The sequence below is a fragment of the Flavobacterium sp. 38-13 genome (assembly GCF_001899155.1).
Taxonomy (GTDB): domain Bacteria; phylum Bacteroidota; class Bacteroidia; order Flavobacteriales; family Flavobacteriaceae; genus Flavobacterium; species Flavobacterium lindanitolerans.
This window is the reverse complement of sequence record NZ_MKVG01000012.1, coordinates 105,416-122,176: the sequence shown is the minus strand read 5'-3', so window position 1 is coordinate 122,176 and position 16,761 is coordinate 105,416. Positions and strand designations below refer to the sequence as shown.

The 16,761-nt window shown below is 37.4% G+C and carries 18 protein-coding genes; 7 read left to right on the top strand and 11 right to left on the bottom strand.

The features are described 5' to 3' along the window. Position 1: 1 nt before the first annotated feature. Both BGO88_RS07255 and BGO88_RS07250 read left to right on the top strand, forming a co-directional pair. Complete coding sequence (locus BGO88_RS07255; RefSeq protein ID WP_056067390.1) at positions 2 to 580, top strand: OmpH/Skp family outer membrane protein; 579 nt, start codon at positions 2 to 4, stop codon at positions 578 to 580. Between the two features lie 90 nt (positions 581 to 670). After that, complete coding sequence (locus tag BGO88_RS07250; protein WP_286706446.1) at positions 671 to 2,941, top strand: helix-turn-helix domain-containing protein; 2,271 nt, start codon at positions 671 to 673, stop codon at positions 2,939 to 2,941. A 1-nt stretch (position 2,942) separates the two neighbouring features. On the opposite strand, the gene BGO88_RS07245 is transcribed toward BGO88_RS07250, so the two are convergent. The 3 genes from BGO88_RS07245 to BGO88_RS07235 form a co-directional block, all read right to left on the bottom strand. Further along, positions 2,943 to 3,326 (bottom strand): DoxX family membrane protein, encoded by a 384-nt coding sequence (locus BGO88_RS07245; protein WP_056067076.1) that lies wholly within the window; start codon positions 3,324 to 3,326, stop codon positions 2,943 to 2,945. Between the two features lie 5 nt (positions 3,327 to 3,331). Next, a complete protein-coding gene (locus BGO88_RS07240; RefSeq protein WP_286706445.1) occupies positions 3,332 to 4,480 on the bottom strand; it encodes a DNA polymerase III subunit in 1,149 nt (382 codons plus the stop codon). Between the two features lie 67 nt (positions 4,481 to 4,547). Beyond that, positions 4,548 to 5,318 carry a hypothetical protein gene (locus BGO88_RS07235; RefSeq protein ID WP_286706444.1) on the bottom strand — a complete coding sequence of 257 codons (771 nt, stop codon included), beginning with the start codon at positions 5,316 to 5,318 and terminating at the stop codon, positions 4,548 to 4,550. Positions 5,319 to 5,573: 255 nt separating this feature from the next. Here BGO88_RS07235 and BGO88_RS07230 point away from each other — a divergent pair, with 255 nt between their 5' ends. The 4 genes from BGO88_RS07230 to BGO88_RS07215 all read left to right on the top strand — a co-directional run bounded on the left by BGO88_RS07230 (position 5,574) and on the right by BGO88_RS07215 (position 10,252). Further along, positions 5,574 to 6,761 (top strand): phosphoglycerate kinase, encoded by a 1,188-nt coding sequence (locus tag BGO88_RS07230; protein ID WP_286706443.1) that lies wholly within the window; start codon positions 5,574 to 5,576, stop codon positions 6,759 to 6,761. Positions 6,762 to 6,864: 103 nt separating this feature from the next. Next, positions 6,865 to 8,784, top strand: coding sequence for a LysM peptidoglycan-binding domain-containing protein (locus tag BGO88_RS07225; protein ID WP_286706442.1), 1,920 nt, complete (start codon positions 6,865 to 6,867; stop codon positions 8,782 to 8,784). 41 nt (positions 8,785 to 8,825) lie between these two features. Further along, positions 8,826 to 9,797, top strand: coding sequence for a DUF4837 family protein (locus tag BGO88_RS07220; protein ID WP_286706441.1), 972 nt, complete (start codon positions 8,826 to 8,828; stop codon positions 9,795 to 9,797). An 8-nt stretch (positions 9,798 to 9,805) separates the two neighbouring features. Next, positions 9,806 to 10,252: a GNAT family N-acetyltransferase gene (locus tag BGO88_RS07215; protein WP_286706440.1), complete on the top strand. Its 447-nt coding sequence runs from the start codon at positions 9,806 to 9,808 to the stop codon at positions 10,250 to 10,252. Here the strand turns inward: BGO88_RS07215 and BGO88_RS07210 are convergent. The 4 genes from BGO88_RS07210 to BGO88_RS07195 form a co-directional block, all read right to left on the bottom strand. Continuing rightward, positions 10,249 to 11,067: an OmpA family protein gene (locus tag BGO88_RS07210; RefSeq protein WP_286706439.1), complete on the bottom strand. Its 819-nt coding sequence runs from the start codon at positions 11,065 to 11,067 to the stop codon at positions 10,249 to 10,251. The two genes, BGO88_RS07215 and BGO88_RS07210, sit on opposite strands and share 4 nt — an antisense overlap. Before the next feature lies 1 nt (position 11,068). Then, the gene (locus BGO88_RS07205) at positions 11,069 to 12,706 is read right to left on the bottom strand and encodes a S41 family peptidase (protein WP_286706438.1); all 1,638 of its coding nucleotides are present in this window, start codon (positions 12,704 to 12,706) and stop codon (positions 11,069 to 11,071) included. A gap of 154 nt (positions 12,707 to 12,860) precedes the next feature. Further along, positions 12,861 to 13,253 (bottom strand): ribonuclease P protein component, encoded by a 393-nt coding sequence (gene rnpA, locus BGO88_RS07200; RefSeq protein ID WP_286706437.1) that lies wholly within the window; start codon positions 13,251 to 13,253, stop codon positions 12,861 to 12,863. A gap of 12 nt (positions 13,254 to 13,265) precedes the next feature. Further along, on the bottom strand, positions 13,266 to 13,673 hold the full coding sequence (locus tag BGO88_RS07195) for a hypothetical protein (protein ID WP_056067056.1): 408 nt from the start codon (positions 13,671 to 13,673) through the stop codon (positions 13,266 to 13,268). A gap of 357 nt (positions 13,674 to 14,030) precedes the next feature. Between BGO88_RS07195 and BGO88_RS07190 the strand changes: the two genes are divergently transcribed. Then, positions 14,031 to 14,291 carry a hypothetical protein gene (locus BGO88_RS07190; protein ID WP_157485998.1) on the top strand — a complete coding sequence of 87 codons (261 nt, stop codon included), beginning with the start codon at positions 14,031 to 14,033 and terminating at the stop codon, positions 14,289 to 14,291. Between the two features lie 65 nt (positions 14,292 to 14,356). Here BGO88_RS07190 and BGO88_RS07185 read toward each other — a convergent pair whose 3' ends face one another. From BGO88_RS07185 to BGO88_RS07170, 4 genes are read right to left on the bottom strand one after another with little or no spacing between them, the layout of a single operon-like run. Next, entirely contained in the window at positions 14,357 to 15,394 is a 1,038-nt protein-coding gene (locus BGO88_RS07185) for a patatin-like phospholipase family protein (RefSeq protein ID WP_056067051.1), read from the bottom strand. A 44-nt stretch (positions 15,395 to 15,438) separates the two neighbouring features. Further along, positions 15,439 to 15,759 (bottom strand): hypothetical protein, encoded by a 321-nt coding sequence (locus BGO88_RS07180; protein ID WP_286706436.1) that lies wholly within the window; start codon positions 15,757 to 15,759, stop codon positions 15,439 to 15,441. A gap of 5 nt (positions 15,760 to 15,764) precedes the next feature. Next, on the bottom strand, positions 15,765 to 16,232 hold the full coding sequence (locus tag BGO88_RS07175; RefSeq protein WP_286706435.1) for a hypothetical protein: 468 nt from the start codon (positions 16,230 to 16,232) through the stop codon (positions 15,765 to 15,767). A 7-nt stretch (positions 16,233 to 16,239) separates the two neighbouring features. Then, a complete protein-coding gene (locus BGO88_RS07170; RefSeq protein WP_286706434.1) occupies positions 16,240 to 16,716 on the bottom strand; it encodes a M15 family metallopeptidase in 477 nt (158 codons plus the stop codon). Positions 16,717 to 16,761: the final 45 nt, after the last annotated feature.

Here is a 16,761-nt window from a genome sequence, read left to right as displayed (position 1 = left end):
AATGAAAAAATCAATAGTAGCCATTGCAATAGCAATCTCATTATTTTCTTGCAACAAAGCCGAAGAAAAAAGCACATCAGAAAAAACAGCGTATATCGATACTGTAAAATTGATGGAAGAATATACAGAATCGAAAGACCTTCAGGCCAAGTTTGAAGAAAAATCGAAAGTTATGGGCAGAGAATTGGAACTTGAAATTAAAAAATTCCAGGAAGAAGCCGATAATTTCCGTAGAAATGCACAGGCAAATGGACCAGAATGGGCACAGAGAAAAGGCTCTGAGTTGCAGAAAAAAGAACAGCAACTAACTTATGCCCAGCAAGCTATGAGCCAACAGTTACAAAAAGAAGCAGCTGTTGAAAGGGATTCTGTAGTTAGCAAAGTAAGAAAATACATAAAAGATTACGGTAAAAAGAATGGTTATTCTTATATCTACGGAACAGGTGATGCTGCTACGGTTCTATATGCAAAAGAAGGATATGACATCACGGATAAAATAGTTAAAGAATTGAATGACAATTATAAAGCTCCAGAAAAAACAGAAACAAAGGATACTGCAAAAACTGAAGAGAAAAAATAAATTCTATAAGATGCCTTCCCCGAGAAGGCATTTTTTTTGGAAATATTTCAAAAAATTGACTATTTTTCCCTATTCGAAAACTACAAGCCAATGCAACCAATTTCTGAAGCAGCATCCTATACGCTCAAATTCATCAACCAAACCCAGCGTTCTCTATTCCTAACCGGTAAAGCCGGAACCGGAAAAACCACTCTTTTAAGAGAAATAATCCAGTCAACACATAAAAATACGGTAGTTGTGGCTCCAACAGGCATCGCCGCTTTGAACGCGGGAGGTGTTACGATTCATTCCATGTTTCAGCTTCCGTTTGCGGGTTTTATCCCGGAATACAATAAAACACCCCACTTTTCAGATACCATAAAGTTCGAAACCAAAGACACCTTAAAGCGCCATTTCAAGATGAATGGTACCAAAAAATCAGTGATTTTGAATATGGAATTGCTGATAATTGATGAAGTGAGTATGCTTCGGGCCGATTTATTGGATGCTATTGACTTTACAATGAGGAGCATACGAAGAAAAGAACTTCCGTTTGGTGGTGCTCAGGTATTATTCATAGGTGATTTATTGCAGCTTCCGCCCGTTGTTAAAAATGAAGAATGGGAAGTCCTGAAAAACTACTACCGGGGAAAATTCTTTTTCCATTCGCATGTAATGCAGCAATATCCGCCATTGTACATTGAACTTTCAAAAATTTTTCGTCAGACCGATGATAAATTTATATCGATATTGAACAATCTCCGTAACAATCAGGTAGATGCAGAAGACATCAAAAATCTGAACCACTATGTAAGGCCGGATTTTGACCTCAAACAGAATAAGGGATATATTACCCTGACAACGCATAATGCGAAAGCTGATGCTATAAACGAACAGTCATTAGTTGATTTACAGGAAAAACAACTGACATTTTTACCTGAAATTGTTGGCGATTTCCCTGAAAAGATATATCCTGTTGATGAAAGGCTGAACCTGAAAGTTGGAGCCCAGATTATGTTTGTAAAAAATGACCTTTCATTGGAAAAGAATTATTTCAACGGAAAAATGGGCATCGTAAAATCGTTGTCTGAGCAGGAAATACTGGTTCATTTTCCGGATGAAAACAAGACCATTGAAGTAGAAAGATATGAATGGCAAAACATTAGATATTCTGTTGACCCCAATACTAAGGAAATCGTAGAGGATGTTTTAGGTACTTTTACTCATTATCCGATTAAATTAGCGTGGGCAATAACCGTTCATAAAAGCCAGGGATTAACTTTTGACAAAGCTGTGCTTGACGTATCGCAGGTTTTTCTTCCCGGGCAGGCCTATGTTGCTCTGTCACGACTTCGTTCGTTAGAAGGGCTTATTTTGCTTTCTCCATTGCAAATGAATGGCATTTCGAATGACTATGATGTCATGCAATATTCCAATAACAAGGCTTCTGAAGAACTATTGCAGTCTTCCCTGGAAAAAGAGACACTAAATTTTATTCATAACTATCTGAAAAACAGTTTTGATTGGAAAGAATTGGCACAGGAATGGCGGAACCATCAATACAGCTACAATGAAGATGCTGAAAAATCTGAAAAATCAAAGCATATGCAATGGGCGAAAAGGCAGGCAGAATCCATTGGTGCACTTACGGAACCGGCTACAAAATTCATGTGCCAGCTGGATAAGCTATTTTTTGATGAAGCGCATGATATTCAGTTTGTTTTGGAACGAATTCAGGCTGCCCACGATTATTTCTTAAAACCAATGGACCAGCTGGTTTATGAAATCCTGTGGAAACTGGAAGAAGTAAAACGCGTAAAGAAAGCAAAAACCTTTTTTCAGGAACTCTATGCTTTGGAAGAATTGCAGACAAAGGCCGTGTTACGTTTGATGAAAGCCAAAAGACTCATAGAAATTGTGGCATCAGGTCAGGAAATCTGTAAAGAGAATCTGGATTCACAGGAAATTAAATCCTATAAATCGAAAAAACTGGATGCCATTCGTGAGGAATTCAAGAATACTCACGCTACATTGGTAGATGATGATTATGATGAAGAGCGTTATATGCCAAAGAAAAAAGCGAAAAAACTACCTAAAAAATCAACGGTGGAGGAAACCTATGAACTTTGGCAGCAAAACAATTCTATACCCGAAATCGCTGGTCTTCGCAAACTAACGCAACAGACCATAGTGACTCATTTTGTCAAATTAATCCAGTCCGGAAAAGTGGCATTATCAGACATCCTTCCGGAAGGCGTAATACAAGATTTGGCTGAAGCTTTTGAAGGCTACAACGAAGAATCTCTCAACGGATTGAAAGAAAAATACGGGAATAAATTTACCTGGGATGAACTGAAGTTATTCAGAGCTTCACAGCAGTAAATTATTGCATAAAAAAAACACCTAAAATAGCCGGAACAAAATAGATGGCAATAGTTCTGGCACCATCATAATCTTTGGCAATACGCTGTCCGAATAATAGAAAAATCAGCGTAACAGCAGAAACAACAGAACCGTAAAAACCAAAAGTAGTTCCTTTATTCATAAGCATCTGTATAATACCGGCAACGCAAAGAATTCCGGCTGCTATTTCCAAAACAAGAATTAGCATCAGGGATTGTGGTACACTGTTTTTGATGAATGTTTTCTCAAAATGACCTTTGAGCCAGCCTACATTACCTTGCCAGTCAATTACCTTGTCATAGCCTGATTGTAAAAAGGTTACGGCCAAAAATACTAAAATCAAAATAGAAGCAGTGTTGTTCATGATTACTATTTTTTGTGGATTAATCGGGTTAGTTTGATAGATAGGTCGGTTAAAATAATCTTCGCATTTCCGTTTCGTTCAATATGATAAACGGCATCAGAAAGCTCTTTGTAAATATCATTGATATTGTTGCCATTAACAAATGGAGCAAAGTTTTCCAGCTTGAATTTTTCAACTTTAGGTTCCATATAAACCAGGCTTGATGCCTGATAGTTCAGCAGCAATGCCTGACGGAACATTTCGATACAAAAATGCAAAAATTTCTTTTGTGCTTCACGCCCCAGGCCGGCAATTTGCTCACTCCAGGCAATCAGGTCGTTGATGGCTGATGCATTTCCTTTGGCACGAAAAGCCGCACGTACCCATAAAACAAACCATTGCTCAAAAGGCTGTTCTTCGCTGTCTTCATGCAGCAGGTGCAATGCCTTGCTAAAATTTCCTTGTGCCTGGTGCGCAATTTTCCTGGCTTCGCGAGGGTCTATATTTTCACGTGAAACTAATGCATCAGCAATAATATTTTCATGGATTCCGTTGAAATGAAGTATCTGGCAGCGCGAACGTATTGTCTGTATGATAGATTCCTCATCTTCAGAAATCAGAATAAAAAGTGTTTTTTCAGGTGGTTCTTCAAGAATTTTCAAAAGCTTGTTGGAAGCTTCAATATTCATCTTGTCTGCCATCCAGACAATCATGATTTTATAACCACCTTCATAGGATTTTAATGAAAGTGACTTTAAAACTTCCTGGGCATCTTCTACGCGAATCAGTCCCTGTTTGTTTTGAACGCCCAGATATTTATACCAGTCAAACAATCCGCCATAAGGCCTTTCCATTAAAAAGGAGCGCCAATCAGCAATAAAGTCAAGACTTTTTGGCTTGGACTTTACATCATCTGTCGAAACCGTAGGATAGATAAAATGCAGGTCGGGATGTGAAATGTTATTGAATTTCAAATTACAGGCCTCGTTTTCGCCCTGATTTTCACCACCTGAATTCCGGCATAACACATATTGCGCATAGGCCAGAGCCATAGGTAATGTTCCACAACCTTCAGGACCAACAAACAATTGTGCATGCGGAATTCTTCCGGCATCAGCACTTTTCGTAAGGTGGCTTTTGATATGTTCTTGTCCTAGGATTTCTGAAAATAGCATGGAACAAATATAGGGGAAAAAGGATGAACAGCTATCACGCGGCAAAAAAATGAATAACTTCGAAAACTTACAGGTTGCCTTTCAAATCGTTAAACAAAAACATTTCATTTTGCATGTTTATAGAGCCGCGCCTTGGCCTGTCTAAATCTAAGGTTATATAGATAACAACAGAAGTCAGAAGACAAAACCCCAAAATATAAAACCGGTCTATTTTTTTCTTAAACCCTGAGCTGTAACCAATGTAAAAGGAAATAATTATAGAAAAAAACAGAAGTAAATAAACGATGGGTTCCGGAACGTTAGCATTATAGGCTTCATTTGCTGTTGTAGCAGCATCAAACATACTGTTTAAAGCCGGAATCATCATGTTGGAAGGTAAAAATAAATCTTTATCTCTTGAATATTGAGTAGCCCTGTTCCATAAGGTTTGGCTTATTTCTGCCGACTCTCTAAGGGAGTTATTGATTTTCTCCTCATTTCTATCCGATTCAAAATAAGCAATCCTGGAGCTAAGATATACGGCAAAATCTTTTTTAAAAGCGTTTTTCAGGCTATCCGGATAAGTGTCTGCCCTTAGAATAGCTGTTCCAATGCAATTGGCTTCATCAATAAGGCTTGCTTTTCGGGTTTCGAATCTGGAACCGGACATTCCAAAAGTAAAAGCGAGGATTAAGGCCAGTAATCCTAATAGTGAAGACAAAATGCCGGAATTGTCTGAATCAGTCTTTGTTTTTTTTACCCCAAACCGGTACCCGACATTGATAGCCAATAGCATGGCAAAAAATAAGAAGATAACGATATACCCGGCATCTAAATCAAATAAGAAAGAATGTTTCATAGGTTTCCTAAGGATTGATTATTTTTTTGATAATGAGCAACAAAGGCTTTCGTGTTATTTAAAAATGGCGGGGATGTTTTTAACAAGAAATAAATGTACAAATTTTTTCAATCGGATTTTCTAAAGTAGCCCAATCATCAATTATAACGTTTTCGCTAACGATTTAAGCTTATTTTAAATGTTTTCATATTTTTTAGTTGGTTAAAAATCATATATTTGTGAATCCAATAAAAAAACAAATAAAATATACCACTAATGAAAACTTTGAACGACTTCAATTTCAAAAACAGAAAAGCACTAATCAGGGTAGATTTCAATGTTCCTTTAGACGAGAATTTTAAAGTAGTTGATGCCACCCGAATTGAAGCGGCAAAGCCAACAATTGATAAAATTCTTGCTGATGGCGGAAGCGTAATCCTGATGTCACATTTGGGAAGGCCAAAAGCCAAAGAACCAAAATATTCTCTGGAACATATTCTTGAAAAAACAGCAGAAGTTCTGGGCAAAGAAGTAAAATTTGCGAATGACTGCATAGGTCCGGTAGCAGAGGAAGCAGCAAAAAATCTTAAACCGGGCGAAATCCTGCTTTTGGAAAATCTTCGCTACTATCCCGAAGAAGAAGCCGGAGATGTTGAATTTTCAAAGAAATTGGCTTCATTAGGAGACATCTATGTGAATGATGCTTTCGGAACGGCTCACAGAGCGCATGCCTCAACAACAATTATTGCGCAGTTCTTTCCAAACGATAAATGTTTCGGAACCCTTTTAGCTAAAGAAATTGAAAGTCTCAATAAGGTGCTTAAGCATTCTGAAAAGCCGGTAACAGCTGTATTGGGTGGCTCAAAAGTTTCTTCAAAGATTACGGTTATTGAAAACATACTCGATAAAATCGACCATATGATTATTGGTGGGGGAATGACCTTTACTTTTATCAAGGCCCTGGGAGGCAAAATTGGCGATTCAATTTGTGAAGACGACAAAATGGATCTGGCACTGGAGATTTTAAAGAAAGCAAAAGAGAAAAATGTCGAAATCCATCTTCCTGTTGACGTAGTTGCGGCTAACGCATTTTCGAATGATGCTGAAACAAAAATAACAGACGTAAAAAATATTCCTGACGGTTGGCAAGGACTTGATGCAGGTCCAAAATCGCTGGAAGATTTCAAAAAGGTCATTTTAAATTCCAAAACCATTTTATGGAACGGTCCGTTGGGCGTTTTTGAAATGGAAAAATTTTCATATGGAACGATAGCTTTGGGAGAATTTATTGCAGAAGCTACTCAAAAAGGTGCTTTTTCTCTTGTTGGCGGTGGCGATTCTGTTGCTGCGGTAAAACAGTTTGGTTTGGAGCCAAAAATGAGCTATGTTTCTACTGGGGGCGGGGCAATGCTGGAAATGCTGGAAGGAAAATCACTACCTGGAATTGATGCCATAATAAGTTAAAAAACAAAATTTTTATACTAAACCTTTTAAAAGTTAGTTATAAAAAGTTAAGTTTGCAATTATGTATAATTATTTGAAATATAATAAGTTATAATTTTCAGTTATGAATAAAACCAAAATAGCACTTTTTTTAGTACCCTTTTTCTCCTTAAATATTTTTGCCCAGGATGCCGTTTCACAAGAGGTAGCTCCGCAAATTACAGCTCCAAAATTATCTGTTTTAGACTCTATAAAAAACACATTTGTTGACCATGAAGTTGCTTCTTGTGTTGATAAGGAATGGATGGATGAATTGACCAATCAGGATCTTTTTAAAGAAATGGAATTCGATATTGCTCATATGAATCCTGACGAAAAAGTAGATTACGATTTATCTACTGATTTGTTGAAAGCCCGTTTGAAAGAAATGGACGCTAAATCACCTTTCAACATAGAGTACAATCAGGGTCTTGAAAATATCATCAAATCATTCCTGAAAAACAGGAAAAAATCGTACGAACGATTGATGGCGATTTCTGAATATTATTTTCCAATGTTTGAAGCCGCCCTTGCCAAATACGACGTGCCTTTAGAAATCAAATATTTAGCCGTTGTAGAATCTGCTTTGAATCCGCACGCAAGGTCAAGAGTAGGAGCGACAGGTCTTTGGCAGTTTATGTTTGCTACCGGAAAACAATACAATCTGGATGTTTCTTCCTATATTGATGAAAGAAGCGATCCTTTGAAAGCTACTGAAGCTGCCTGCCAATATCTTTCAAATATGTTCAAAATATTTGGAGACTGGGATTTGGTTTTGGCTTCCTATAATGCCGGTCCCGGAAATGTGTCAAAAGCAATCAGACGTTCCGGTGGACAGCAAAACTACTGGAATATCCGAAAAAATCTTCCTAAAGAAACACAGGGTTACGTTCCGGCTTTCCTCGCTACAATGTACATTTACGAATACCACAAAGAGCATGGAATTGAACCAAAAAGAGCGGCCATAAGCTATTTTGCTACTGATACAGTTATGATTAAGCGCGAAATGAGTTTCAAGCAAATCTCTGACCTGTTGGATATACCGGAATCTCAAATCAAGCTTCTGAACCCGGGTTATAAATTGGATGTAATTCCTTTTGTTAAAGGGAAAAATCATTACCTGAGACTGCCACTTCCAAAGATTGCAGTCTTCACATCTAATGAAGACAAGATTTATGCCTATGCACAAATCGAAGAAGATAAAAAAGAAAAGCCTTATTTTTCAAGAAAAGCAACATCGCCAACTGGCAATACAAACGAAACTGCAATTGCTTCTTCAGAGGCAAGAAGCCCATATATAGATTATTCTGAAGAACCGGAAATTGTAAAAGGCAGTAAAATTGTAACCAAAACAAAATACCATACGGTTAAAAAAGGTGACAACATTGGCGAGATTTCCCAGAAATACGGTGTATCTGTTGCTGAAATCAAGAAATGGAACCGTTTAAAAAACAATAATGTTATGCTGGGCGCTAAGTTAAAAATTCAAACTAGCGAAAGAGTGGCTACCACAGTAGTAAAGAAAACTCCAAAACCGGCAGCCAAAACAAAAGATACTACAGAAACCGCTGTAGCTGCTGTTGAAAAGCAGGAAGCAAAAACAAAAGAGGCTGCTACAGATGATACAGAAAACAAGGAAGACGACAAATCTGAATTTTATGTAGTTCAAAAAGGTGACAATCTTAATTCTATTGCCAGAAAATATGGTGTAACCGTTGCAGAAATTAAGGAATGGAATAATCTTGAAGACGCAAATGTATTGTCTGGAAGCAAGTTAAAACTGATTCCTAATGAAAATGCTCCGGTAATCGAAACCAAAGCAGAAAAAGCACAACAACAGATTGCTTCTTCTGCCAAAGTTCACCAATATCTTGTCCAAAAAGGAGATTCGCTTTTCAGCATCGCAAAAAAATATCCGGGAGTTACGGTTGAAAATATCAAAAAATGGAATGATATTCGCAGCGAAAACATCAAACCTGGAATGAAGCTTAAAATCCAAGGATAATCATCTTTGGATTTTAGCTTTCCATTGCAAAAAGCAACACAATGAAAAAGCTATTGTTGCTCCTGTCTTTAGCAGCCTTTTCCTTTTCCTGCAATCAAAAAGAAGTAAAAAATTCCGATAAGCAATCGATCGGGAATACGAATTCGCTTGCTGTTTTTATTGATGATAAACTCTGGATAGGCGAAATAGGGGATACAATCCGGAAAAAATTTGCTGCTCCCGTTGACGGACTTCCTCAGGAAGAACCACTTTTTACGATTAATCAGTATCCGCTTCACGCTTTTGAAGGCTCATTGGCCAAAAACAGGAATATACTTTACATAAAAAAAGAGGCCAGAAATGATTTTAATTTTTCTGAAAACCAGTTTGGTGTGCCTCAAAACCTCATCCGCATATCGGGTAACTCAACCGCATCGATTATTGGCCACCTTGAAAAAAATGCTGCTGAAATAATAGCGAGGATGCAACAGACAGAAATAGAGGTGACCCAGAATCAAATCAAGGCCTCATTAATGGATGACAAGAAGTTCAGGAACAAATTCAATATTTCGCTTCTGGTTCCGAAAACATTTAAGGTTGTGCTTGAAAAGGATAAGTTTTTATGGCTAAAGCAGGAAATCCAAACTGGAAACTCCAGTATCCTGATTTATCAGGTTCCGTTGCATTCCATCAAAAAGAATGACGATGCAATCAACAACATTGTCCGGGCTCGCGATTCAATAGGAGGGCTTTACATTCATGGTACTACGGAAAATTCTCAAATGATTACAGAAGATTCGTACTCGCCTTATCTCATAAATACAACCATAGGTGGTCTGAAAGCCTTCCAGACCAAAGGAAACTGGGAACTGCGAAATGATACGATGTCCGGACCATTTATTAACTACAGCATTATTGATGCTAAAAACAATAGAATTCTTGTCATCGAAGGATTTTGTTATGCTCCGTCAACACCGCAACGCGATTTGATGCACGAATTGGAGTCGATAATTAAAAGTATTTCATTCTTATAAAAAAGAGCATGTCCCTAATTTGGAAAATAAAGCCTTTTAAGACACTATCTCTCGATGAGTTGTATAATTTGCTGGAACTGCGAAGTGAGGTCTTTATAGTGGAGCAAAATTGCGTATATCAGGATATCGACGGAAAAGACAGGAAGGCAATTCACTTAATTGGCGAATTTGAAGGCGAAACAGTAGCTTATTGCAGGCTTTTTAATGCGGGCGATTATTTTGACGAATCATCAATTGGGAGGGTTATCGTGAAGGAAAAGTACCGCGACAGAAAATGGGGGCATGACCTTATCCGCGAAGCGATTAAAGCAATCAAGGATAATTTTGATGAAGAAAAGATTACGATTTCAGCACAGCTTTACCTCAAAAAGTTTTATGAAAGCCATGGATTTTCCCAGACTAGTGAAGAATATCTCGAAGATGGGATTCCCCATATCGAAATGAAAAGGTCCTAAACTTTTGTAATCACCAATTCTACCCGGCGGTCCAAATCAGTTCCTTTGCCAAGCGGTTGGGTATTTCCATATCCTTTAAACGTCATTCTGGTTTTTGGCACTTTTTTGAAAACCAGGTATTTGTAAACGGCTTCAGCCCTGTTTACAGAAAGTTTTCGTTTTTTGGTGTCTTTATCAATAGCTTCTTTGTGGTAAGGAGGCGTACAGCAAACATGTCCCTGGATTTCAAATTCCAGATTCTTGTATTTCAGGAGCTGCCGTGCCATTCTGTCCAGCTCGTTTTTTGATTTCATTGTAAGCTTGCTGCTCCCTTTTTCAAACAATAATTTTTCAAGATAGATACGGTCGCCAACAACATGGTTTTTATGTATCTCACTGTAAACACCCGGAATTTCAAGCTTTTCGATTGGAATTTCTCTGAAATTCATTACCACATCCACACGTCTGTTTTTGGAGCGTACTTCAGAGATATTATCAATATCGTCTTCAATCAATACCCTTCCTCTTCCTTCGATAGTAACTATAATCTTACTCCTGATTCCATTTTCAACCAATTTTTCCTTAATGGCATTGGCGCGATTACTGGAAAGTTTAAAATTGTATTCGTCTTTGCCCCGGTCATCGCAATAGCCATAAATGCTTATGGATTCTATCCTTACTGAATCAGTTGACTGAATGAATTTTGTAACATCTTCCACCTGATTTTCGGTCAGGTTGTATTTGTTCGTATCAAAATAAACAGAATGAACGACCTCTTCTTGTGCAGAGACGAATCCAAAAATAAGCAGGGGTAAAATTTTAAGGATGCGAAGCATTTTATCTCAGTAATATTTTGTTGTATTCTGCCGGATTGTTTAGCAAGGCCGTAGCTTTTTTGATTTCAGAATTATTTTTGGTGTAATATTGATACAAACCTTCTTTGTATTGGTATCTTTTGATGATTTCATCCAGAATAAGTTCTTTAATTTCTGCCTGATGTTTGTTCAATTGGGTCTCGTCGCTTTTTTGCAGGGCCGTTAGCAGTTGTTGGACTTCGTTCTTGATGTCTTCGTCTATTTTTTCTTTTTTGGCTGCCTCAAGCGTTTTTTTCATTGCCTGTTCGGTTTCTGTGTCAAAAGCAAATTTCTGGTCTTTCAGGAATTTTTTAAAATCGGCATAATCCGCATCGGTAATAGTTGGTATTTTGTCGCCCAGGCTCGGATTTTTATAGTAGTATCGCGTTACATAATTAAAAATACCATCGTTTTTGACTAAAGCTTCCGTAATGGCGCTTAATTTTGTTTCAGATAATTCTACATCGGGCTGGATTCCCCCGCCGTCATAAACGGTTCTTCCTTTACGGGTTTTGAATGCATTGTAATTTTTTTCATCGGTGCGAATTGCTTTTCCGTCCTTATCTTTATGGGCATAATCCAATGCCTGAATGCATCTTCCGGATGGAGTGTAGTAACGCGAAATGGTTACCTTTACCTGTGTACCATAGGTCAAATCGATAGGTCTTTGCACAAGGCCTTTTCCAAAGCTTCTTGCACCAACAACTACCGCTCTGTCCAAATCCTGTAAAGCTCCGGCAACAATTTCGGAAGCAGAGGCACTTTTACCGTCAACAAGAATGACCAAAGGAATTTCAGTATCAACCGGAGCCCTTGATGTTCTGTAAGTATTGTTGTGTTTTTCAATATGAGATTTTGTGGTTACGATTGTTTCGCCACTCGGAACAAACAAGTTACAGATATTAACTGCTTCGCCCAACAAACCACCCGGATTTCCTCTGAGGTCCAGTATTATTTTCTCAGCACCATCAGCCTTTAGTTTTTCAAGCGCCTGTTTGGTTTCCTGTGATGCCTTGGCGTTAAACTGTGACAGAACAATATAGCCTGTTTTGTCATCTATTTTTGAGAAAAACGGAACCGCTTTCAGGTCAACTTCCTCTAAAACTAAAGTTGTATTATTCGTTTTGCCTTGACGAAGGTATTTGATGTCAATCTTGGCATTTTTGCTTCCTTTCAAAAGTTGCGAAGCATCATCTTTAAAGTCGGAAAGATTTACATCGCCAATCTGGACGATTTCATCACCCGCTTTTAAGCCTGCCTTATCGGCAGGATAGTTTTTATAAGGCTCTTTGATAATAAGCTTTCCTTCTTTTCTGGTAATCATCGCACCAATTCCGGTATATTCGCCCGTGTTGTTGATTTTGAATTTTACGACGTCCTGCTCGTTGAAATAGACCGTATACGGATCTAGTTCCATAAGCATATTCTTGATAGCCTTATCCATCAATTCACCCGGATTCGTTTCGTCAACATAATTCATATTCACGGTTTTGAACATGGTTGTGAATATTTCAATCTGTTTTGCAATTTCAAAGAAATCATTTCTGAAACTCGCTCCAACATATAAAAGGCCTCCAGCTACCACTGGAATGATATATCTCTTCTTTAAAAATGCATACATAACTTTAAGTTTTTCTTTTTCTTCTTCGTTTCTTTCAGATTAGGGAAAACAAGACCACTAAAGTAAGAATAAATGAGTAAACATTTCATCCACATGAAAATAAACTGATATAGGCTACTAACGGAAACCACTGCTTTTTTAGTATTGAAATGGCTTAGTCCTTATCTTTTTCTATTTCCGGTTTTACCTGAAGACGAAATTTTTCGAACAGTTGTATGGTTTTATGATTTATGTCTTCGTAGGAGAGCCTTTCTTTTGTTTGGTAAAGAAGCATAAAAGCATAGGATTCTTCAAGAGAGTCCAACAATAAATTTTTGTTGAGGCGGTAGGTTTCCCGAAGTACTCTTTTGAAATAATTCCGGTCAACGGCTTTTTTGAAATATTTTTTCGAAACGGACACACCTATTTTCAATTTTTGACCCTCATCAAAAGCCTGTTTTTTGTAGACCAGTCTTAGTGGGAATTTTGAAACCGACTTGCCTTCGCGGAACATGCTATCAATCGTAGTCCTGCTTTTTAGTTTTTCCGTTTTGGGATAGGTGTTCATTTTCCTCAAGTCTTACGGATAAATATTATAAACGATTTTTAAATCAGGATAATTGATGTAAAACTGAATGCGGTTGCCTTGCTTTTTTCTGGTAATGATTTCAATAACACAACGGTTGCCACTATTGTCTATACAGTTAAAAGTCACGGTCTTGTCTGTTTCGTTTTCAATAGTTTTGCCATAAGCATCGATATAATAAAGCTGTGTTTGTGCTGAATTTATAACAATGCGGTTTTTGTCTCCATCAAGAACGATAATCAGGTTGGTGTCTTTAAAATCCGACCATTTTCCCCATTGGCCTTTGGCATTTTGTTCCATTACGCTATAGCTGGAAGTCTTGAACCGGTATTTCTGGGCAAAAGTTTGCTGTGTTCCAATGAGTAGAAAAAACAGCACGGCCAACATTTTTAATGCTTTCATCTTGAAATTTATATGGGCGGTAAAGTTACAAATATATTTGAATTGAATTCTTTCAGTAGGCCCGTTCCCTTATTATTGGAGATAATAAAATTGAAATGTGTGCTCTTTCCACAAGATTTTAACATAAAATTTCTACATAATCCCCAAAAATCCACATCTTTTTTTGGAATAGTATCACTTTTTGAAAATATGTTTTTTGTTGATTTATGGAGCTTAAATAAATTACAATCAATTGAATTTTAATGATTTATGATTAGATTTTACAGGTAACATTCTGAATGTTGGCTCGAAATGGCATTGAAATTGTTTTAACTTAATCGAAAAACATACAACCACTATAACCACAAAAAAACTACTATGAAAAAATTAATTTTAAGCGCAATTATGCTTACAGGAGTTGTAGCATTTGCACAGGAAACGCCAAAGAAAGCCACAAAAGAAGTTGTAAAAAATGCAGCATCTTCCGTCGAAGCCGAAAAGAAAGCTGAAGCTCCTAAAGTAACAGAAGTGAAACAGGAAGCAAACATTGCGAAAAAAGCCGAAACAACCACAACTAAAACAACCGAAGCTGTCCAACCAGCAGCTCCTGCAGTAAAAACTGCAAAAAAACAGGAATAGTATAAATCCTAACCGACCAACTATCTAACTAAAAACCTTTGGAGTTATCCAAAGGTTTTTTTGTTTCAACTGTTTTTAATCAGCTTTTTAGCTATTTCGTTCAACTCCTTCCGGTTTTGGTCGATATAGCTCAAGCCGGCCTGTATGAGTTCATAGATGTTTTTTGATGAAACATCATCCATTTCTGGCGAAGCATTTTTTAGAGAAGGCATTAACCGATGGTAGTTTTGCCTGTTTCTTGAGCCTAAGGTTTCATACATTTTTTTTAAATGATAATCTGTCGTTTCTACGTTTGAAGAAAGCAGAATATCAATAAGCGGCTGAATCCATTTTACTTTTCCCGCATTTTCAAACTGACGGTAGGTATAAGGTTTTAACACCTGACCTGTTCCAATGGAGACAATAATCATGTCGCTGATTTTTGGAAAATCTTTTTTTCCGGGCTGGTTCAGCACTTTTGAAAATTCTATTTTCCGGGCTTCAGCATAAGCACATAAAGCGGGATTGTTGGCATATACACCACCGTCAATGAGTGTAAATTCCTGCCCATAAAGCGATTTTATGTTGGCGGGCTCAAAATAAGTAGGTGCTGCTGAGGTGGCTCTGCAGATGTCTTTGGCGTAAAAATTCTCTAAATCGGAACCCGCTTCATGGCTTGTAAAAAATTTAGCTTTTCTGTGAAAGATGTCATAGGATGTTATCAGGCAGGGTTTTATAAAATCCTTGATTTCAAGATTGCCAAATACATTTTCAAGTTGTCTTTCCAGTGCTTTTTGTGAAATCCGCTCGTTAAAAAGTCCGAACGGATTGATGAGTTGCTGCCAAAACGAAACGTTGAAAATACTTTCTCCGTGTTTGGCATAAAGGTCCAGGGCAGTTTCTACTGAATATTTTGCTTTTTTATTGCTGTCGGGATAGAGTAGGATAGAAGCAAGTATTCCTCCTGTGCTGGTTCCGGCAATGAGATCGAAATAATCACCAATTTTTGCATTCGGATTGTCTAATTTCTGAAGTTGTTCTTCAATATACTTTAAAATGACGCAGGTTATGATCCCTCGGATTCCGCCTCCATCCAGGCTTAAAATTTTGATTTTTTTTGACATGGCTTTTATGATTTAAGATTTGGGTACACATTTCATTTATGTTTTTAGATGCTTAGTAGGACTGTTTTAAAAATAGTCAGTATGATTGCATTTTTGATATTATTCAATTTTATTTTCGATAATCCGGCACCTTGCAGTGCTTTTAGTGCGATAAGGTCCTGCTGGCTTTTCAAAAGCCATGAAAATTCTTCTTCGGTAATTGAAGATGAAGCCAAAAGTAAGGTCCAACGTTCCAATTTTTCCTTTGAACTATCCAGGAAAGCAGTGATGTCTTTCTGTATTTCAGGTTTAAATTCTTTGTATTTGTCGCCTAAAAGAGTGACAAGTTCCTGTTTCAGCTGTTTTAATAATTTTTCGATATCCATGATTTCTATTTATTGCTGTTTATCAGGCTCAAAAGCCCATCTTTTGAGGTCTTATCTTTTTTGATTTCATACTGTATTAGCATGTCAATAGCTTCCATGACCTGTTTTTTGGATTCCTGAAGAAAAACGGGCGATAACGATTCCTTTTCTTTCCAGCGTTTAAAAAAGCCAGATAACAGGTTTTTTTCTTCATCCGTCAAAAGTTTCCACATAGCAAACGTGATTTCATTGTCGGGCTTATTTTTTTCGTATTCGATCAATTTTTCGACCTGAAGGAAAAAGGCTTCGGTATCCTGCTGGTGTTTTGCATAGGGCGCTGTGGCTTTGTCCATTAATTTTGAGGCTTCTACTTTCAGTTCGGTTGTTTTCTGATAGGAATACTGATCAAAAACCGCCGTTCTTGTCGATTCGCATGAGACTGCAGCAAACGACAGGAAAAAGAAAAGCATCATGTTTTTTCTAATTGTTTTCATAGCTGTTTTATTTTAAAATTACATATCCGTTTTTGTCTTTTTTAAGTTTTGATAATGCTCTCCAGCTAAGGTTCCTTTTTTCAAAGTGGGGCATATCTTTAAATGTTTTCCAATTACCACCCCATTCCCAGCCGTGTTTGGCGAAAATTTTCACACATTCATACCAATCAGCAACCTTGTCATTGTCCCAATCTTTTTTGGTATCCCAGGAAGCTTCTTTCCCATCAATTATCAGGCAGATATCTACAGCAAAACCATAATTATGTATGGATTGACCTGCTTTGGCATTCGTGACTTTTTTTCCGGGTTTTGTTCTTCCTTGTGCATATAAGGCATCCTGTTCTTCAAAAGTCCGAAGCCCTTGCGTCACCCGGATTTTTGCCCTACCAGTCAAAGCATTGTCACATTCTTCAATGACTTTTGTAACTTCTTCTCTAACAGTAGGGTGAAGTTTTTCGATTCGTTGTTTAGTATATTTATCCATGTCTTCAAGTTTATTATACAAATATACGAAAAAAATCAAATAATA